We start from the raw sequence: 19,965 nt of genomic DNA, 5'->3' as shown, positions 1-19,965 counted from the left end.
ATCACCACGCCGCTACCCTCGGTGCCCGTGACTGACGCACAGTTCGATCTGGTCGTGGTGGGCTCGGGCTTCTTCGGGCTGACGATCGCGGAGCGGGCCGCCGCCGAACTGGGCAAGAAGGTCCTGGTGCTCGAGCGGCGTTCCCACATCGGCGGCAACGCCTACTCCGAGCCCGAGCCCGAGACGGGCATCGAGATCCACCGCTACGGCGCGCACCTCTTCCACACCTCGAACAAGCGCGTGTGGGAGTACTGCAACCGCTTCACGGACTTCACGAACTACCAGCACCGCGTGTTCGCGCGGTACCGGGACCAGGTCTACGCGTTCCCGATGAACCTGGCGCTGATCAACCAGTTCTTCGGGAAGTCGCACACGCCGGACGAGGCGCGCGCCCTGATCGCCGAGCAGGCCTCCGAGTTCGCCACCGCGAAGGCGGAGAACCTGGAGGAGAAGGCGATCTCACTGATCGGGCGGCCGCTGTACGAGGCGTTCGTCAAGGGCTATACGGCGAAGCAGTGGCAGACGGACCCGACCAAGCTCGGCGCCTCGATCATCTCGCGGCTCCCCGTCCGCTACACCTTCGACAACCGCTACTTCAACGACACCTACGAGGGCCTGCCCGTCGACGGGTACACCGCGTGGCTGGAGAAGATGGCGGACCACCCGAACATCGAGGTGCGGCTGGACACGGACTACTTCGCGATCCGCGACGAGCTGCCGGCCGGAATCCCGACCGTCTACACGGGCCCGCTGGACCGGTACTTCGACTTCAGCGAGGGCGAGCTGTCGTGGCGCACGCTGGACTTCGAGACCGAAGTCCTGCACGACACCGGTGACTTCCAGGGCACCTCCGTCATGAACTACAACGACGAAGAGGTCCCCTACACCCGGATCCACGAGTTCCGGCACTTCCACCCGGAGCGGGACTACCCGAAGGACAAGACGGTCATCGTCCGCGAGTACTCGCGCTTCGCCGAGTCCGGCGACGAGCCGTACTACCCGGTGGGCACGCCCGAGGACCGCGCCAAGCTGGAGCGGTACCGCGAGCTGGCGCGCAAGGAGACCGCGAACCGCAACGTGCTGTTCGGCGGCCGCCTCGGCACCTACAAGTACCTCGACATGCACATGGCGATCGGTTCCGCGCTGACCATGTTCGACAACCGGCTGACCCCGCACTTCGTCGACGGCAAGGCGCTGTCCGGCACCGAGGCCGAGGACTAGGCGTCGCCGCCGACCTTCCGCAGCGAGCGGCCCGCGAGGTTGACGGCGAGGAACCCGCACGCCACGGCGAGCAGGAACGCGGCGAGGTGGTGCAGGCCGGGGGTGTCGGCGCGCTCGGCGAGGAAGGCGCCGTTTCCCACGGACGCGACGATCGCGCCGAGGTAGCCGAAGGTCCGCAGCAGCCCGGCCGACGCGCCGGTCCGCTCCGGGTCGGCCTGGTGGTAGAGCGCGTTCTGGTTGGCCAGGCTGACCAGGCCCTGCGGGATCCCGATGAGGATCGCGAGCCCGACGATCAGCCAGAGCGGGGTGCTGCCACCGAAGGTCAGCAGCGCCGCGCAGGCCAGGACCTGCGCCGTCGCCCCGACCAGCAGCTTGCCGCGCACCTCGGGGCGCCGGCCGGTGAGCGCGGAGGCCGCGACCGCCGTGACCGACATCGGCAGCAGCATCAGCCCGGTCACCGACGCCGACAACCCGCGCCCCTCCTCCAGCCACTGGGTGTAGCCGTAGAGGAAGGCGTAGGCGACGACGTAGCTCAGCAGCGTGCGCCCGTACGTCGCGAGCAGCGGGCCGTTGCCGCCGAAGACCCGCAGGTCGAGGAACGGGTCGCCGCTCCGCAGCTCCCACCGGGCGAACCCGGCACCGGCCGCGGCGGCCACCGGCAGGAGCCACCAGCGCTCCGGCTCCATGAGGAACAGCAGCAGCGCGACGAGTGTGGCCGCGAAGAGCGCGATCCCGGCCACGTCGATCCGGGGTGCCGGTCCGGTGCGCGGAGTGCGCGGCAGCCGCCACGCCCCGAGCGTGAAGGCGACGACCGCCAGCGGCACGTTCACGGCGAACACCGCCCGCCAGCCGCCCAGGCCGATCAGCAGGCCGCCCAGCGTCGGCCCCACCAACGAGATCGTCTGGGTCGACACGGACAGCACGGTGAGGATGCCGGCCGGGCTCGCCAGCCCGGTGCGCCGGGACTCGCTGCGGATCAGGTACATCGCCGCGGGATATCCGGCGCAGGTCCCGAAGCCGAGGAGCACCCGGGCCAGCACCAGGACCCAGAGCTGTGGGGACAGCGCACCGACGACGCCCGCCAGCCCGACGAGCGTGGTCCCGACCAGGAACAGCGGCCGCGGCCCGTAGGTGTCCACCAGGCGCCCGACGACGGGCTGGCCGATCGCCGTCGCCAGGTACAGCCCGGACACCAGCCACGCCGTCTCGGCCGGGGGCGCGCCGAAGGCGATCCCGATCGGCACCAGCGCGACGGCGACCATCGACGAGTTGATCGGGTTGAGGATCGCGCCGAGGATCATCGGCGCGATCAGCCTGCGGTCGAAGGCCCCGTCGTCGGACCGGCGCACGCGGTCGAGCAGGGCACTCACCGTTCCACCAGCCTCTCGAGCAGGGCAGCCGCCTCGATCAGCGTCTGTCGCTCCCCCTCCGTGAAGTCCTCCTGCAGGCGCCGGGCGAGCCATTCGCCGCGCGCCGCCCGGTCGCCGGCCGCGCGCTCGCGCCCCGCGGCCGACAGCGTGATCAGCTGCCGGCGCCCGTCCTCCGGGTCGGGGCGGCGCTCGATGAGCCCGTGCCCGTCGAGCGCGGCGAGGATCGTGGCCATCGACTGCGGCCGGACGCCCTCGGCGGCGGCGAGCACGCTCGCGGACGAGTCCCCCTCCTTGGCGAGCCGGGTGAACACGGCCGTCTGCGACGGGGTCAGCCCAGCGCCCTCGCCCGACGCGACCTCGCGCAGCCTGCGACGCAGCCGTCCGACGACGGTCCGCACGTCCTGCGACGCCCGCAGTGCCGACTCCGAGATCTCGTCCATGTCGGCGACGGTACAACTAGACAGGCAAAACTGGCCAGTTCTAGCTGTGTAGTTGTGACTGACGAGTCAGGCAGGCCGGGTTCGTCCCGGTCCGTCCGCCGGTCGTCGATCGAGGGCGGCCGCTGCCCGACGACGATCGCCGGGCCGGGCGGGTCGCGGCGCGATGATCCGTACGGTCGTACGTATGGCGGTTCACCGGACGTTCACCCGGCGTCGGCCTGTGGGACACGCGAGGTGAGCACAGCGCGCCTGCGTGCCCTCCGCGCGTTGCCCCGCCGTGCCCGGGCGCAGTTCCGCCGGCTGCGGGAGCTGCCGGTGCAGATGCGGGAGCTCGACCGGCACCTGTCGGCGATCGACACCGAGCTGCACCACACCCGCGAGGAGCTGGGCGCGGTCCGTGCCCGGCTCGACGACGTCGGGTCGACGGTCGACGGGGTGCCGGACCGCTACTCGGAGCTCCGCGACTCGATCCACCTCGTCGCCCGTCGCGCGACCCTGCACCGCACCCCGATCCGGGTGCTGTTCCTCGCGCACGTGCTCGGCTCCTGGGACGCCTCCCAGTCGCTGGTCGAGGCGATGCAGGACAGCGCGGACTTCGAGCCGGTCGTCGCGTCGATCCCGCGCCGCTTCCGCGGGTCCGGGGGCCTGTACGGCGAGGAGGACGTGCACGAGGGCCTGACCCGCCGCGGGGTGCCCCACCTCCGGTTGGCGGCCGACGGCGAGCAGGACCTCCTGCAGCTGGTCAAGGCCATCGAGCCGGACGTCATCTTCCGGCAGTCGCAGTGGGACGCGGACGTGCCGGACGAGTTCGCGACCGAGCGGCTCGGCTTCGCCCGGACCTGTCTGGTCCCGTACGAGACGATGAACATCGTCCGCAACGTCCCGGACCCGCGCACCCCCAACACCGCCGTCGACGCCCCGTTCCACCGCGCCGCCTGGCTCGTCTTCTGCGCCAACGAGCTGATGCGCGAGATCGCCGTCCGGGACGGTGCGCGGGCGGGCACGCAGTTCCGGGTCGTCGGGCACCCCAAGGCCGACCGGCTGCGTGCCGCCGCGCCGCGGTGGCCGTTGTCCGGCGACCGGCCGGGACGGCCGGGGCGCGTGGTCTGGTCGGCGCACCACACGATCGCCCGCGGCTGGACGGACTTCGGCGCCTTCCACCTGATGCGGGCGGAGATGCTGGACTGGGCCGCGCGCAGCCCCGACACCGAGTTCGTGTTCATGCCGCACCCGGCCCTGCTCCCGTTCCCGGACGCGGCGGAGTCCCCGATCTCGCGGGAGGAGTTCGACGACTGGATGCGTCGGTGGGCGGACCTGCCCAACACCGCCGTGCTGTCGGAGGCGGAGTACGGGCCGACCCTGGCCGCGTCGGACCTCATGATCACGGACGGGCTGTCGATGCTGGTCGAGTACCAGCTGTTCGGGAAGCCGCTGGTGTTCGTGGAGCGCGAGGGTCACCGCCCGTTCAACGAGATCGGCCGGCGGGTCGTGCGCGGGGTGCACACCGTGGGCGCGGTCGACGAGGCGCGGCGGCTGGCGGACAAGTTCCTCTCCGGGCACCCCGATCCGCTCGCCGACGCGCAGCGGCGCACCGTCGACGAGCTCTTCGGCGCGGGCAACTCGGCACAGCGGGTCCTCGCCGTGCTCCGCGAGGAGATCGCCAGGGAGGCGGCCGGTACCCGGTCGTCGGCCTCCTGACGCGGCGTGGCTACCCTCGGCCGTTGCCCCTGACCGGTAGCGAGACACCGAGGACCGAGTGACGACGACCGTGCCCACGACCACCTCGGCTGAGAAGCCCGCCTCCGTGCCCACGCACGGGGGGACCGCCGACACGCTGCTGCAGCGGATCATCCTCCCCCGCCCGGCCGACCCGCTGGCGGTGCGCGCGCTCTACGTCGACGAGCGGACCGGCACCACGCTGGCGCCGACCGAGCCGACGCCGGGGTCGCAGGAGAAGCCGATGACGCTCACCGTCTCGGCGAGCACCGGGCGGGCGCTGCGCGTCACCTCGCGGACCTCGGCCGTGCTGCCGGCACAGAGCGAGGTGTCCTTCGGGGCCTACTTCAACGGCTTCGCCGCAGGTTACTGGCGCGCCTGGTCGACGCTCACCGACATCCGGCTGAGGCTCGCGCTCGAGGGGTCGGGCCGGGTCGACGTCTACCGGTCGAAGGCGGACGGCTCGCACATCTACGTCACCGGGCAGCGGGTCGAGGGCCGGCAGGAGCTGGACCTCCCGCTGGACCTGCGCCCGTTCGAGGACGGCGGCTGGTACTGGTTCGACCTCACCACGGACGACGGCGAGCTCGTCCTGCACGAGGGCGGCTGGCACGCGCCCACCGCCGCCCCCGGTCGCGCGGCCGTCACCATCGGCATGCCGACCTTCAACCGGCCCGCGGACTGCGTCGCGACCCTGACCGCGATCGGCGAGGACCCGGCCGTGCTGGCGGCCGTGACCGCGGTGATCCTGCCGGACCAGGGCACGCAGAAGGTTCGCGAGCAGGCCGGCTACGAGCAGGCCGCGGCGGTCCTGGGCGACCGGCTGCGGATCGTCGACCAGCCCAACCTCGGTGGCTCCGGTGGCTACGCGCGGGTGATGTACGAGGCGCTCGGGTCCACCGACTGCGAGCAGATCCTCTTCATGGACGACGACATCCTGCTCGAGCCGGACTCGATCCTGCGGGCCGTCGCGTTCTCCCGGTTCTCCCGCGAGCCGATGCTGGTCGGCGGGCAGATGCTCTCCCTGCAGGCCCGCTCGCAGCTGTCGACCATGGGCGAGGTCGTCGACCGCAACCAGTTCATGTGGCGGGTCGCGCCGGACACCCACCCGCACCACGACCTGGCCGAGCAGACCCTGCGGCAGACGCCGTGGCTGCACCGCCGCGTCGACGTCGACTACAACGCCTGGTGGATGTGCCTGATCCCGCGCGCCGTCGCCGAGGACCTGGGCCTGCCGCTGCCGCTGTTCATCAAGTGGGACGACGCCGAGTACGGCCTGCGCGCCCGCGGCCGCGGCTACCGCACGGCGACCGTCCCCGGGATCGCCATCTGGCACATGTCGTTCATCGAGAAGGACGACAGCTCGGACTGGCAGGCGTACTTCCACTACCGCAACCGGTACGTCGCGGCGGCGCTGCACGGGCCGGACTCGCCGAAGGCGCTGCTGCAGGAGTCGTTCAAGCGCACCCTGCGGCACCTGATGCTCATGGAGTACTCGGCCGTCGCGCTGCAGATCAAGGGCCTCAAGGACTTCCTCGCGGGCCCCGAGGCGCTGTTCGCGAAGCTCCCGGTGGTGCTCGGCGAGATCCGGGCCGAGCGCGCGGAGTACGACGACGGCCGCCCGCTGCAGTCCGCGACCGAGGTGCCCCTGTCGACCCTCGACGCCCTGGGCGCCCAGCTGTTCCCGGAGCCCCCGGTCGGCAAGGTGAAGGTCGGCCTCGGCCTCGCGAAGGGCGTGCTGCGCAACCTCAGGACACCGAAGCCGGCGCACGCCGAGGTGCCGCAGCGCAACGTGCCGTGGAAGCAGGCCCAGTGGTTCGTGCTGGCCGGGCTCGACTCCGCCACGGTGTCCACGCCGGACGGGCGCGGGGTCACCTTCCGCCGCCGCGACCCGGAGATGTTCAAGCGGATGGTGAAGGAGTCCTTCGAGCTCCACCGCGAGGTCGCCCGGCAGTGGCCGCTGCTGCGCACCCGCTACACCGACGCGCTCGCCTGGCTGACCAGCCGGCAGGCGTGGTCGGAGGAGATCTTCGACCGCTGAGCCTCAGGACCGAGAACCGGTCTCCGAGGGCGCGGGACGCGCGATCGCGTCGCGCAGCGGGCCGACCGCGACCGCGAGCTGGGCCAGCGCACCCTTCGGCACGCCGTGCTCCGCCAGGACGCCGAGCAGGGTCTCGACGGCGGCGTCGTAGACCGCCGGCGTGATGGCGCGGCCGTGCGAGTTCGTCACGGGCAGGTGCGCGTCCTGCAGTCGCCGCAGGGTGCCCTCGGTGAGGCCCTCGCCGGTGAGCATGGTCAGGGCACGGGCGAAGTGCTGCTGGAGCCGGGCCATGTCCGTGCCGACGAAGTAGTCGGCGATCTCCGGCACGGCGGCCGCGCGGGCGTAGAAGGTCGCCACCACCGAGGGCCACACCTGGTCGCCGTGCACCGAGTAGTGCACCAGCCAGTCCCGGAGCGGGAGGTCGCCGACCATCGGGGGCGGTGTCAGGAGACGGCGGTTCGGGTGCCGGTAGGGGATCGGCTCGGCGGACGAGCGCGGGATCGGGACCGCGGCGGGCCGGACCTCCGGTGGGGCCGCCGGATCCGCGGCGCGGGACCGGCCGACCTCCCGGCGGTCCCTCAGGAACAGGGCGGCGCCGGCCGCGAGCGCGACCACCGCCAGGAGAACGAGGACCAGGACGGCCCAGAACGGCATCGAACACTCCGGCGTACGAACGTGACACGACCTCGGGTACCGAGGTCGTCGGGCCGGACGGACTCGGCCCCTCCTCCGATTGTCACCCGGACGAGTGGTTCTCAGGGGTAGGAAATGTCACGTTCTATGTCGCCTGTGTTACGTGTTGCCGCCCTCACGGGCCTCGTCGGTGAGCCCGTACAGCCGGGTCCAGTTCTCCCGGCTCGTCAGCTCCGGCACCGCGGCGCGGTAGCGCTCGGCCACCGCCGGGCCCTCGGTGTGCAGCCGGCGCATCGCCTGCAGGCCGCGGCGGGCCAGCGCGATCAGCTTGGCCTTGTCCCGCTGCCGGATGCGGACGCCCTGCTCGCCCATGTCCGTGACGACGGCCCGCTCGAACAGCCCGACGTGCCACCAGTGCGCGTCCCCGGCGGGGATGAAGCCCATCGGGTAGGGCGCCTTGCCGAGCAGCTGGTAGACGGCCCGCTTGACCCAGGTCAGGCTCTCGTTGCTCGGCTCGCCGCCGGCGCGCTGCACGGTGAGGGCCCGGAAGTCCTCGGGCAGGTCGGTGAGCTTGTGGACCGTCGTCTCGGGGTAGTCGGCGCGGACCCGGCGGATCCGCGCCGCGGACCCGGCCGAACCGTCCCGCAGGATCTCCGGGCCCTCGAGGAAGTCCTCCACGGCCTGCAGCAGCGTGGCCGACAGCCCGTAGTGCATGCCGATCAGGTACACCGACAAGAGGTGCCGGACCCGGGCGACGATCGTCTTCGTGGAGAAGCCGGTGTGCAGCGCCGCCATGATCAACCCGTTGCGCAGGTTGAAGTAGCGGTGCCACTCGTCCCAGTCCTTCCACCCGAAGTCGCCGTGCCACACGCCGGCGCCGGGGAGGGAGACCGTGGGGAAGCCGGCCGCGCGGGCGCGGTAGCCGAACTCGACGTCGTCCCACTGGAAGAAGATCGGCAGCGGGTAGCCGATCCGGCGGACGATCTCGGCCGGGATCAGGCAGGACCACCAGCCGTTGTACTCGGTGTCGGTGCGCCGCTCCTGGTTGATGGGGAGCAGGCGCTCGTCGAGCCCGAGCAGGTAGGCCTCGCGCAGGGAGCCCGGCGTCGGCAGGCCGTTGATCAGGTTCTCGGGGTCGGCCCGCTCGCCGGAGATGTGCAGGTGCGCCGGGTGGAGCAGGTTCAGCATCTGCCCGCCGACGATCGTCGGCTGCGGGGTGCAGGCCGCGAACGACGTGAGCCGGATCAGGATCTCGGGCTCGAGCATCACGTCGTCGTCCATGAACAGGACGTCGCGGTGCTCCTCCGGCGCCCCGGCGGTGGCCTCGTACAGGCCGCGGGTGAACCCGCCCGCGCCGCCGAGGTTGGGCTGGCGCAGGTAGACGAGCCTGTCGCCCAGCGCCTTCGACACGGCGGCGAACCGGTCCCGCGACTCCAGCGGGTCGCTGCCCTGGTCCACCACCCGGACGACGCCGACCGCGGCGAGGGCCTCCGGGTCGTCCGCGAGGGCCTGCATCGTGTCGAGGCACTCCTCGACCCGGTTGTACGTACAGATCACGATGTCGGTCGGCGGCACCGACCGCGGGGCGACGACGCTCCAGCGCACCTCCGACACGGTGAGCTCACCGGTCTCGGTGGTGATCTCCAGCCACATGCCGCCGCCGTCGAGGAAACGGTCGATCGGGCCCGACAGCCGGATCTCCCGCGTCTCGGGACCGGCGGCGGTGCCGACGTCGACCGCGTCGACGATGCGGGAGACCTTGTTGGTGTCCGAGGCGAACAGCCGGACCCGGCCCTCGCCCGCGGCGACCGCCGTGACGTCCACCCGGTCGACGGCCGTCCAGCGCTGCCAGTAGGTGGCGTAGAGCCGGCCGAAGTAGGTGTTGGTGTGGACCCGGGTGCCCGGGGTGAGGCGGACCCGGCCGCGCTCGCGACGCGCCACGCCCTTCTCCACCACCGAGTAGAGGTCCTCGGGCGCCAGCGCGGAGGGGCCGAAGAAGAGCCCGCGCTGCACGGTCAGCCGCACCGGGCCGTCCGGGCGACGCTCCGGGGACGCCGGTGCGGCCAGGGGTTCGTCCGGCGTCTCTGTGCGAAGCATGGGTGCGGCTCAGTCCTCCGTGCGGGGGTCGGACCGGCGGGGCCGGGCCGAAGGGCGTCGGTCGCCCCATTGTGGGGTATGACGTGCGTCGCAGGCGGGCGGGCGCGCCTCAGCCGACGGGATCGAGGCCGGGGACACGGGTGCGGCCGGTGTGCGTCCAGCCACCGACCGTGTGCTCACTGACCTGCGGCGTCGCAGAGGCCAACGGCCGGACCGGCACCCAGCGGTAGACCTGGGCGGCGTCGCGGGTCGGGTCGCCGGCGAGGTAGGTCGCCATCCGCTGCTCGATCACGAGCGTGCGGGCTGCGGCGAACGGTCCCCCGTAGCTCGGCGCGTAGGTGATCCCGGCCGAGTCGTCGCGCTGCGGCGGGGCGACCCGCCACTGCGGGAGCACCGTGGTGCCCAGTGGGAGCGGGGCCGGGGTCAGGCACGGGAAGACGAAGGCGACGGGCCAGTCGAGGATCGCCTCGGTGCCGGCCGGGAGGACCTCGTCCATGGGCGTGAGCCGCGGGACCCGGGGCAGGGTCACCACGGCGGGGGTGTCGGCCGGCTCCCGGACGTCGACGGCGAGCCGGACCCGCGTCGCGCCGTCGGGGGCGAGCAGCCGGACGTCCTGCGGGACCTGGCCGTCGGGCTTCAGTGCGGCGCGCTCGAGCGGCTCGCCGTCGTCGCCCGCGAACTCGGCGGCGAGGGTGTCGCCGGGCCGCAGCGCACCCGCGACCGTCACGACGACGGGGAGCTCGCGCGACCGCTGGGTGGTGTCCAGGGCGAACCACGCCGTGTCGCCGGTTCCGAGCACGCGGATCCCCGGCAGCTCGGTGCCGCCCGCGTCGACCGGTTCCGGTGGGAGCGCCGACGGTCCGGGCAGGGCGGGCAGCAGCCCCGCGGCCGGGTCGGTCTCGACGGACAACCGCTCCTGCAGCCCGCACGGAGCGCCGCGGGCGGTCGACACGGCGTCGGACAGGAGCGTGTAGCTGTCGCGGTGCTGCCAGCCGGTGCGCGCGAACGACCCGACCTGCAGCAGGACCACCGCCGTCAGCAGCACGGTCGTGACGGCGGCCGGGCTCGGGAGCCACCGCGGCAGCCGCCCGGTGCCGCCGCCCGAGCGCCGCCAGGCGAGCACGAGCAGCGCCCCGGCGACCAGGACGAGCCCCGCCACCAGCCAGACGGGCGCGAGCTCGACGCCCGCGACGAACGGCGGGAGGGTGCTCCACGTCAGGCCCCACCAGTCGGAGACGAAGGGCCACACGTTCTGCGCGGCGAGCACCAGCGACCCGACGACGGCGAGCGCGCCGAGCCCGGCGAGCCACGGCGCCGTACGCCGGGCCAGGGCCCGGCGCCCGACGGCCACGATCCCGACCAGCAGCACCGCCGCCCCGATGCCGGCGAGGTCGCCGAAGTGCTGGGTCCACTTGGTCGGGGTGGCGGTCATCGACGCGAGCCCGAGCAGGAACACCACGGCGATCCGCCGCGTCGGGCCCGGCGGGAACCGGCGCCCCGCGGCCCACAGCGCCGCGACGGCCGCGAGGAGCGTGAGCAGCACCGGCGCGCGCTTGCCCAGCGAGCCCTGCATGTCGTCCTGCGTCAGCAGGAGGGCGTAGCGGTCGTACTCGTCGTACCAGGGCTGGCCTCCGCCGATCAGCGTCCGGACCCGGGTGGCCTCGAGCATCGCGGCGAGGCTCTGGTCGGACACCATGAGGAACACCGCGGCCGCCGGGCCCGCCAGCAGCACCAGCACGAGGGGGACCGGGCCGAGGCCGCTGCGGCGCAGCGTCCGCAGCACCGGTACCAGGCCTGCGACGACGGGCGCGAAGGCCATCAGCCCGCCGGGCGTGACGGCCGTGGTCACGCCCGCGACGAGAAGGGCCAGGACCAGCGGGGTCACCCGGCGCAGCGTGATCGCGCGCTCCACGCCGACGAAGGCCAGCACCGTCCCGACGGCGACCCACGGCTCGGGGCGCAGGCCGAGCGTGTAGGGCAGCCACCAGGCGAGGAACGTGAGCGCGGAGAGCCAGGCGACGCCGCGGCCGGCCCGCGGCAGCAGCCGGGGCACCACGCAGCGGGACAGCAGACCCCACGTGACCAGCCCGAGCAGGATCGACGGCAGCCGCATCCAGACCGTCGACGCCGAGACCTGCGACCAGGCGTGGTAGAGGTCGTAGAACCAGCTGAAGGGCGCCTCGGGGGCGTTGAGCCAGCGGTAGACGTTGCCGACGAACCCGCTGCTGCCGCGGTCGCGGACGATCCCGGCGATGTAGCCGTCGTCGACGGTCACCGGCCCGGACACCCACCAGACCGCGAGCACCGCGGTCACGGCGAGGTCGGGCAGCCGGGGCCGCCACCAGCGACGGGGCAGCACCCGGACCGCGCGGCGCCGCTCGCCGCGGGCCAGCACCACGACCATCGCGACCAGCGCCAGGACACCGACGACGGCGATCGCGGCCTTGAGCGGGGTGATCGAGGTCTGGAAGCGGGTGTCGGCGGTGAGCTGCAGCCGCAGGCCGGAGGTGTCGGGGGCGTCGGTGAGGGCCGCGGCGACGGCGGGCCGCAGGTCGCCGGGGCGGGAGACGACCGGCGCGCCGTTGAGCAGCAGCGTCGTGGCCGTGGTGTCGCTGCGGAACTCGACGGTGCAGCCGCCCGCGGGCAGGGGCAGCGGATCGAGGTCGACGCCGGCCGTGGTCACGCGGAGCGATCCGGCGGCGACCTCCATCCGCAGGCCGTCGAGCGGGGTCGCGCGGGGGTCCGGCGCGGCCGGGGTGGTCGCGAGGAGCGTGCCCTCGCCGAGCGCGCGGGCGGCGTCGCACGTGGTCGTGGCCGTGAGCGAGACGGGCTGGTAGGGCATCAGCGGCAGCGCGGTGGGGACCGCGCCCGGCCCGCCCCAGTCGTAGCGGGCCTCGGGCTGCACGACCGGCGCGAACGGGAAGGCGACCGCGCACGCCAGCACGACGAGCCCGAGCAGGGCGGCGAGGACCCCGGGCCGCCGCCGCGGCGGGGCGACGGGCACCGGAGGGTCCTCCCGCGTCGCGTCGGGGGCGGGGCGCGCGGGGGAGACCACGCGGACACAGTGCCAGCCCGCTCGCGACACGCGGCGTCCCGGGGCGGCGGGTCGGCCGCGATTCGTGATCCATCCGCCAGAATGTCCCGGCCTGCCCCTGGGAAGGCTCGTCGAGGACACCGCACGCGAGTGATGAGGAGCAGGCAATCGACACCGTCACGCCGGTCCACCACGCCCCGGTCGGGCTCCCGCCCGCCCGCACCGACCGCCGGCCCCGGCCCGGCCTCTGGAACACCGCCGTCCTGGTCGTGCTCCTCGGGGTGTTCGCGGCGCTGATCTGGAACCGCCGCTGGGTGAGCGACGACGGCCTGATCGTGCTCCGGACCGTGCGCAACCTGCTGGCCGGGGAGGGGCCGGTCTTCAACGCCGGCGAGCGGGTGGAGGCCAACACCTCCACCCTCTGGACCTACCTCCTCGCGATCCCGGGCCTCGTGCCCGGGATCTCGCTCAACTGGGCCGCCGTCGTCCTCGGGCTGCTGCTGTCCCTGGCCGGGCTGGGGTTCGCGGTCGACGCCGCCCGCCGGCTGCACCGCGCGCGGCTGATCCTGCCGGCCGGCGCGCTGGTGGTGCTGGTGCTGCCGCCGTTCTGGGACTTCGGGACCTCCGGCCTGGAGACCGGGCTGATCACCGGGTGGCTGGGGCTGAGCTGGTGGCTGCTCGTCCGGCGGCTGCAGGTGCGCCGGGGCGAGGCGACCGGACGGGCAGGATCGGCCGTACCCCTCGCCGTCGTCGTCGGGCTGGCACCGCTGGTGCGGCCGGACCTCGCGCTCGCCGGGCTGGTCGTCGCGGCCGCGTTCGTGGTGCTGGAGCGGCGCCGGGGCGTGCGCCGGCTGCTCGCGCTCGCCGCCGTCGCGGCGGTGGTGCCGGTCGGCTACGAGATCTTCCGGATGGGCTACTACGGCCTGCTCGTCCCGTCGACGGCGCTGGCCAAGGAAGCGAGCGACTCCCGCTGGGACCAGGGCGGCTGGTACCTGTTGGACCTGCTGCAGACCTACGAGCTGTGGTTCGCGAGCGCCGGTATCGCGCTCGTCGCGCTCGCGCTGCTGAGCCGGCGCGGCCGTACCGGCCCGGCGCCCGCCGGCACCCGCGGCGCGACGGCGGTGGTGGCCCTGGCGCCGGTCGTCGCCGGGCTGCTGCTGGGCCTGTACGTCACCCGGGTCGGCGGCGACTTCATGCACGGCCGGATGCTGCTGCCCGCGCTGTTCTCGCTGCTCCTGCCGGTGATGGTGGTCCCGGCGACGCGCTGGGCCCTGGTCCCGGTGCTCGGCACCCTTGTGTGGGCGGCGTTCTGCCTGACCTCGCTGCGGCCGGCCTACGGCGAGCACCTCGGCCCGCACTGGATCGCCAACGAGCGGCTCTACTACGTCCTGCTGCTCGACCACCCGCACCCGGTCACCGCCGCGGACTACGCGGCGCACCCGATGGTCGGCGAGGGGGTCGCGCGGCTCGGCGCGACGCCGGGACCGTCGCTCGCGATCGTCGGCGGCGGGCAGTGGTACGTCCACCCGGCCGACACGGCGCGGGGCACGCTCGTGTGGCTCAACCTCGGCGTGGCCGGCGAGCTCGCGCCGCTCGACGTCCGGGTGCTCGACGGCGTCGGGCTCGTCAACCCTGTCGCCGGGCACGCGACCGGGGTGCCCGGCGGACGGATCGGGCACGACAAGGACCTGCTGCCGGAGTGGTTCCTGGCCGACGCCGGCGTGCGCGGCGACACCGGCTTCGTCGGGCCGGCCTTCGTCGACGACGCCCGCCGCGCGCTGACCTGCCCCGCGACCCGCGAGATGCTGGCCTCGTACCGGGACCCGCTGACCGCCGACCGGTTCCGGCAGAACCTGACCGGGGCGGTCGAGCGGACGTCCTACCGGTACCCGCGGGAGGCGGCCGAGGCCGCCGCCCGCTGCGGCGCCTGACCCGTCACGGGCGGTCGAGCGGCGGGTCCGCCGGGGCCTCGCCCATCTCACCCACCTTCTGCCACCCCCACGTGGTGCGGGTGCCCCGCTCCACGTCGGGCCCGGCCGGGGTCGGCGACCACGGCTCCAGCATCCGCAGCTGGCCCCAGTCGAAGTCCCACTGGCCCTGCAGGTAGGTCGGCAGCACCCGCTGCCGGGCCACCTGGTCGATCCACCCCTGCGGGCCGCCCGTCGACGGGAAGCCCCAGTTGTCGCCGACCTCGCGCTGCTGGGTGTCGGCAAGGATCCGGTAGCCCGGCATCTCGGCGACCCCGCGGTGCACGCCGAAGGGGTGCAGGCACGGGCTGGGGAAGGCGGTCGGCCAGTCGGTGTAGCCGGCGATGCCCGCGGTCACGGTGGTGAGCGGGGTCAGCTGCGGGACCCGCGGCTCGGTCACGGCGATCCAGCCGTCCTGACCGAGGGCCCGGTCGGACGCGACGACCCGCACCGCGTCGGCGGTCGCCGCCGCCCCGGACAGGGGCAGCCGGACGTCCCGCCAGCCCAGCCCGGACGAGGCGGTCCCGAGCGGGTCCGCGGTGGCCGTGACGGTGCCGGACGCGCCGTCCGGCTCGACCCGGTCCACGACCTGGCCGCCGCGGGCGAACTCCAGGGTCAGCGACGTGCCGCCGCCCACCTGCCCGGCAATGCCGAGGACCAGCGGGACCGACCCGCTTCGCGCGGCCTGCGGCAGGGCGTACCAGCCGCTGCGGTAGTCGCCGACCGACTGCTGGTCGGCGCTCCAGCTGCCGGTCACGCGCCCGCCGTGCGGGCCGGTGCCGGTGACGGTGGGATCGTGGTTGCCGGCGCCGTCGGAGTCGCGGAACGAGCCGGGCCCGCTCGGCGGGAGCCCGTCCGGGACGAACCCGACGGTCTCCGGCGGGGCGCCCCGCCCGGCCGCCGGCGGGAGCACGCCCGCCTCCGGGTCGGTCTCCACGAGCACCCGGCCGGCCAGCCCGCACCGCGAGCCCGTCGGGTCCTGGACGATGTCCGCGGCCAGCGAGTACGTGCCCCACTGCTTCTGCACGCCCTTGGCCAGCGACGCGATCTGGAAGACCACCACCAGCGCGCAGATCACGGCGATCGGGGCGTTGTTCAGTCGCGGGCCCCGCCCGTCGGCCGGCAGGGGACGCGGGATCGCGGGCCCGCGCAGGTGCTCGGCCAGTGCGTAGACCAGCGCGAGCGCCGCGGCGACCAGCAGCAGCGAGGTCGCCGAGATCCCGTTCACCGACGGCGGCTTGTCGAACCACGGCACGCCCCAGTTCGAGACGTACCACCAGGTGTTCGGGCCGGCGAAGGCCAGCGCGGTCGCGCCGAGCAGCGCCGCCACGAGCAACGCCTGATTGCGCCGGGACCGCAGCACGCTCGTGCCGGTGGCGAGCGCGGCGATCGCGGCCATCCCGGCGCCGAGCGCGGCGAACGCGCCGAAGTGGTGCGTCCACTTGGTCGGGGTGAACGCCAGCACGACGAACGCGAGCAGGCTGCTGCCGATCAGCCGCCGGGACACGCCCAGGGCTGCGCCCGGGATGCGGCCGCGACGCAGCAGCACCGCGATGCTCACGCCGAGCAGCAGCAGGAGCAGCAGCACCGGGAAGCGGCGCATGAGCGAGCCGTCCCGGCTGTCCGAGAACAGCAGCTGGTAGCGGGAGAGCTCCTGGTACCAGGGCTGGTTGGGGCCGATCTCGGTGCGCACCCGGGTGGCCTCCGCGACCGACGCCCAGGTCTGGTCGTCGAACACCGCGACGAGGACGATCACGCCGGCGGCCAGCAGCGGCAGCAGCACCACCAGCCACCCGGCCTGGCGGGCCCGTTTCGCGAGCAGCCGCAGCAGCGGACGGGCGGCGGCGAGCAGCGGCGCGAAGGCGATCAGACCGGTGGGCGTGGCGGCCACGGCGAAGGCACCGGAGACGAGCGCGCCGGCGATCGGCAGCAGCCGCTGCGTGACCAGGGCGCGCTCCAGCAGCACCAGGGAGAGCAGCGCGGCGATCACCACGACCGGCTCGGGGCGCAGGCCGTTGTCGAAGGGGATCCAGAAGCAGAGGAACACGCCGGCCGCGGCCCACCCCGCGGACCGGCTGCGCCGCACCCGGGTGCCGAGCCGCGGCAGCAGCGCGCGGCTGATCAGGAACCACGACGCGACGCCCATTCCGAAGGCAGGGACCCGCAGCCACAGGACCGCGTCGCTGACCTCGATCCACTTCGAGTACAGCTCGTAGAACCAGCCGAACGGCGCCTCGGGGACGTCGTACCAGCGGTAGTAGTTCCCGACGTAACCCGAGGTCCAGGTGCCGCGGGCGATGTTGAGGATGTAGCCGTCGTCGGGGGTCATGCTGCCGAAGACGGTCGCGCCGCCCAGCAGCACGACGACCGTGGAGTCGCGGACCCAGTCGTGCCCGCGCAGCCGGCCCGACAGCCGGCCGGTGGGCACGAGGCGGCGCCCGTCCCGGTCGTCGAGCCGGCGCAGCACCAGCAGGCAGCCGAGCAGGGCGACGACCGCGAGCACCCCGGCCGCGACCTTCAGCCCGGAGGGGGCGCTGTCGAAGCGGTTGTCCGTGGCGAACCGGATGTCCGTGCCGGCCACCGGGTCGAGGTCCCGGTCCAGGTCCGACCAGATCCCGACGACCTGCGGGCGCCGGTCGTCGTCGAACGCGGCGAGCTGCCGGCCACCGACCGTGACCGTCGTGCTCGCCCAGTCGGAGTGGACGACCAGGGTGCAGTCGCCCGCCGCGAGGTCGGCCTCCGCGATCCGTTCGCCGCGGTCGTCGACGGCGAGCCGCCCGGCGTCGACGCTGAACCGCATGCCGACCGCGGCGCCGTCGGGGGCTCCGGGTGCGGTCGTGGTGAAGACGGTGCCCGCAAGCGGGCTCCGCGCGTCGAGGCTGCGGACGGCGGCGCAGGCGACGGTGGCGTCGAAGCTCTCGGGGCGCAGGGCGACGAGGGGAGCGGTCACGGGGGCGGTGCCCCCGCCGGCCGTGGGCCAGCTGAGCTGGGCGGTGTTCTGCGACACGGGCAGGAACGGGATCGCGAGCGCGAGCACGGCCGAGAGCAGGCCGAGTCCGGCGGCGAGCCGTCGCAGACCGGGACGGTGGTGTGGGGGAGCGGAGTCACGCCGGGGTGGGGAGCTGCGGCGTGCCTCGTCCACCGTGTCGGTGGTCAGCACGACGCCCGAGGCTATCTCCCGGCCCGGCGGGCCGCTCGACCCGTCCTCCGGGGTGGTGCGGCACACTGTCGTCCGGCTGTCATCCGGTCCGGGCATTCAGAACTACATCCATGTAGTTACGACACTCTGTGTAACACGTTGGGCCGTTCGGGCGCTCTGTGGGGGACGCCCGTGACGGCTACTCGGAGGCATCGTTGTGGTCGATGTGACCACGACCGCCGAGCACGCGACCGTGTCGGACGCCATGCCGAGCACGGGGCCGGCCCCCGGTTCTCCCCCTGCCGGAGGCGGCGAGCTGCGCGCCCTGACCGGTCTGCGCGCCGTCGCCGCCGCGTGGGTCGTGCTGTTCCACTTCCACTTCACCGCGCTGCCGGGCGTCGCCGTGGTGAGCGGGCTGCTCGGGCCGTGGGTCACGCAGGGTGCGCTCGGCGTGGACCTCTTCTTCGTGCTCAGCGGGTTCGTGATCGCCTACACGTACCTGGAGCAGCTCGGTCCGCGGCTCACCGCCGGCGCGACCGGTCGCTTCGTGTGGGCGCGGGCCTGCCGGATCTGGCCGGCCTACGCGCTGGTCCTCCACATGTTCGGCATCTGGCTCGTGGCCCGCGCCGTCTACGGCAGCGACCGGGACATCGCCTTCCAGGCCGTCCAGCCGGTGCTGAGCCCCGGCGAGTGGCTGCAGCAGCTGGTCATGGTGCAGCTCTGGGACGACCCGTACCTCGACGGCGCGTCCTGGGTCGGGGCCACCTGGTCGATCAGCGCCGAATGGCTCGCCTACCTGCTGTTCCCGCTGGTCGCCGTGGGGTTCCACCGGATGCGGAACCTGCCCGTCGGGGTGCTGGCCGGCGGCGCGCTCGCGCTGATGACGCCGATCGCCGCGTCCTACCTGACCACCGGCAGCCCCTACTACCCGTGGAGCTGGCTCGTCCGCATCCTCTGCGGGTTCGGCGCCGGGATCCTGACCTTCCTCGCGGTGCGACGGCTGCGGCACCGGTCCGGCGTCCGCCGCCCGGCCTCCGTCGTCGCCTCGGTCACGCCGGTGCTCATTGCCGTCGGGCTGGTGGCCGGCGAGCTCGTCGGCCCGGGCCGCGGGGGCGCCGTCCTGGTGCTGTTCCCGGTGCTGGTCGGTGCGCTCGCCCTGGCCGACCGGGGCGTCGCGCGGTGGCTCTCGCGGCCGGCGATGGTGCACGGCGGGCGGATCTCCTACGCGCTCTACCTGATCCACATCCCGATGTTCGAGGTCTTCTGGCTCGCGCTGCGCCGCTACGGCGGCTTCGGCGGCAGCTCCCTCCTCGCACCCCACGGCGTCCTGGCGCACGTCCTCGCCCTGCTCGTGCTGGTCGGGGCCGTGCCCGCCGCGCACCTGCTGTACCGGCACGTCGAGGAGCCGGCACGGGCCGCGATGAAGGAGCTGCCGGCGCTGTGGGCACAGCGCGTGGCCGAGGTCCGGGACCACCTGCCCGCGGTGCTCGCCCGGCTCGTCCCGACCGGCCCCGCCGTGGTCCTGCCGGTGCCGGTGGCCCCCGCGCCGCGGCGGGCGGAGGAGGGGGGCTCCGTGCGCGTCGGTGGGGCGCCCGTTCCCGTCGTGCCCCCCGCGCGGACCGCGCCGGACCCCCGGGCCGTCGCGCCCGTTCCCGAGCTCGCGGCGCCCGCCGGTGGCCGCGCCGTTCCCGATCCCGACCCGGAGGTGGCCCGCATGCCGTCCGTCCCGACCGGCCCGCGGCCGGCCGCCGCTGACCGTCCCGACACCCCGTCCGCCCCGCGGACCGCGCCGCTCCCGGTCGTCCCGGCCGTCGACGGCCCTGCTCTGGGTGTGCCGATCGACACCGACGCGGCCCGTCGCGACCCCGCCACGGCCGTCCTGCCCGCCGTCCATCTCGAGCCCGAGGTCGCGATCGGGCTGAGCGGCGCCGGCTCCTGGCCGGAGCGCAAGCCCCGCCGCCCGCGCCCCGCACCGGAGCCCGCTGCGGCAGTCGACAGCACCGAGGCGCGGCGGGACCCGGCGACCCGGGCACTGCCGACCGTGGTCCCGCTGCCGCTCGTCGAGCCGCCGACCCAGGCCTTCCCCGCGGTCGCGCCGCTGCCGGAGCAGTCGAGTCCCCTCCGCAGGCTCCTCGACGCCCGCAATGCCGAGCTCCGCTCGCCGCACCCGCGGCTGGCCCGGGAGCTGTCCGAGCAGCTCGTCGGCGCCCGGCTGGCCCGCGGGAAGCACCGGGTGAAGAACGCCCGCCCGCACGCCGCCCCGCACATCGCGGGCCAGCGCGGACCCGAGCGCCAGGCCCGCTAGCG

General features: G+C 74.2%; 11 protein-coding genes. 5 read left to right on the top strand and 6 right to left on the bottom strand.

Features of this window, described 5'->3' with window-relative positions:
* Positions 1–27 precede the first annotated feature (27 nt).
* The gene (gene glf, locus PKE99_RS00365) at positions 28–1,221 is read left to right on the top strand and encodes a UDP-galactopyranose mutase (protein ID WP_197040509.1); all 1,194 of its coding nucleotides are present in this window, start codon (positions 28–30) and stop codon (positions 1,219–1,221) included.
* Here the strand turns inward: glf and PKE99_RS00360 are convergent.
* A complete protein-coding gene (locus PKE99_RS00360; RefSeq protein ID WP_197040518.1) occupies positions 1,218–2,522 on the bottom strand; it encodes an MFS transporter in 1,305 nt (434 codons plus the stop codon). The genes glf and PKE99_RS00360 overlap by 4 nt on opposite strands.
* A 65-nt stretch (positions 2,523–2,587) precedes the next feature.
* Complete coding sequence (locus PKE99_RS00355; protein ID WP_037042271.1) at positions 2,588–3,031, bottom strand: MarR family winged helix-turn-helix transcriptional regulator; 444 nt, start codon at positions 3,029–3,031, stop codon at positions 2,588–2,590.
* Between the two features lie 234 nt (positions 3,032–3,265).
* Here PKE99_RS00355 and PKE99_RS00350 point away from each other — a divergent pair, with 234 nt between their 5' ends.
* Both PKE99_RS00350 and PKE99_RS00345 read left to right on the top strand, forming a co-directional pair.
* Positions 3,266–4,729 (top strand): hypothetical protein, encoded by a 1,464-nt coding sequence (locus PKE99_RS00350; RefSeq protein WP_156067312.1) that lies wholly within the window; start codon positions 3,266–3,268, stop codon positions 4,727–4,729.
* Positions 4,730–4,835: 106 nt separating this feature from the next.
* Positions 4,836–6,788, top strand: coding sequence for a glycosyltransferase (locus tag PKE99_RS00345; RefSeq protein ID WP_037042588.1), 1,953 nt, complete (start codon positions 4,836–4,838; stop codon positions 6,786–6,788).
* 3 nt (positions 6,789–6,791) lie between these two features.
* Here the strand turns inward: PKE99_RS00345 and PKE99_RS00340 are convergent, their stop codons facing one another.
* The 3 genes from PKE99_RS00340 to PKE99_RS00330 form a co-directional block, all read right to left on the bottom strand.
* Positions 6,792–7,442, bottom strand: a complete 651-nt coding sequence (locus PKE99_RS00340; RefSeq protein ID WP_037042275.1) for a group I truncated hemoglobin — start codon at positions 7,440–7,442, stop codon at positions 6,792–6,794.
* 138 nt (positions 7,443–7,580) lie between these two features.
* Entirely contained in the window at positions 7,581–9,518 is a 1,938-nt protein-coding gene (locus PKE99_RS00335) for a glycosyltransferase (RefSeq protein ID WP_051736989.1), read from the bottom strand.
* A 109-nt stretch (positions 9,519–9,627) separates the two neighbouring features.
* On the bottom strand, positions 9,628–12,522 hold the full coding sequence (locus PKE99_RS00330; RefSeq protein ID WP_051736990.1) for an arabinosyltransferase domain-containing protein: 2,895 nt from the start codon (positions 12,520–12,522) through the stop codon (positions 9,628–9,630).
* A gap of 299 nt (positions 12,523–12,821) precedes the next feature.
* On the opposite strand from PKE99_RS00330, the gene PKE99_RS00325 reads away from it, so the two are divergent.
* The gene (locus PKE99_RS00325; protein WP_051736991.1) at positions 12,822–14,483 is read left to right on the top strand and encodes an arabinofuranosyltransferase AftB family protein; all 1,662 of its coding nucleotides are present in this window, start codon (positions 12,822–12,824) and stop codon (positions 14,481–14,483) included.
* A 4-nt stretch (positions 14,484–14,487) separates the two neighbouring features.
* Here the strand turns inward: PKE99_RS00325 and PKE99_RS00320 are convergent, their stop codons facing one another.
* Complete coding sequence (locus PKE99_RS00320; protein ID WP_197040510.1) at positions 14,488–17,679, bottom strand: arabinosyltransferase domain-containing protein; 3,192 nt, start codon at positions 17,677–17,679, stop codon at positions 14,488–14,490.
* Between the two features lie 205 nt (positions 17,680–17,884).
* Here PKE99_RS00320 and PKE99_RS00315 point away from each other — a divergent pair, with 205 nt between their 5' ends.
* Complete coding sequence (locus PKE99_RS00315) at positions 17,885–19,963, top strand: acyltransferase family protein (protein WP_051736993.1); 2,079 nt, start codon at positions 17,885–17,887, stop codon at positions 19,961–19,963.
* Positions 19,964–19,965: the final 2 nt, after the last annotated feature.

The organism is Pseudonocardia halophobica (genome assembly GCF_027922425.1).
GTDB lineage: Bacteria > Actinomycetota > Actinomycetes > Mycobacteriales > Pseudonocardiaceae > Pseudonocardia > Pseudonocardia halophobica.
This window is presented reverse-complemented; position numbering and strand designations above follow the sequence as displayed.

Bases quoted from the DNA above. Each gene is read 5' to 3' on its own strand.
- PKE99_RS00355 (WP_037042271.1), bottom strand. From the start codon at position 3,031: ATGGACGAGATCTCGGAGTCGGCACTGCGGGCGTCGCAGGACGTGCGG.
- PKE99_RS00340 (WP_037042275.1), bottom strand. From the start codon at position 7,442: ATGCCGTTCTGGGCCGTCCTGGTCCTCGTTCTCCTGGCGGTGGTCGCG.
- PKE99_RS00360 (WP_197040518.1), bottom strand. From the start codon at position 2,522: ATGATCCTCGGCGCGATCCTCAACCCGATCAACTCGTCGATGGTCGCC.
- PKE99_RS00335 (WP_051736989.1), bottom strand. From the start codon at position 9,518: ATGCTTCGCACAGAGACGCCGGACGAACCCCTGGCCGCACCGGCGTCC.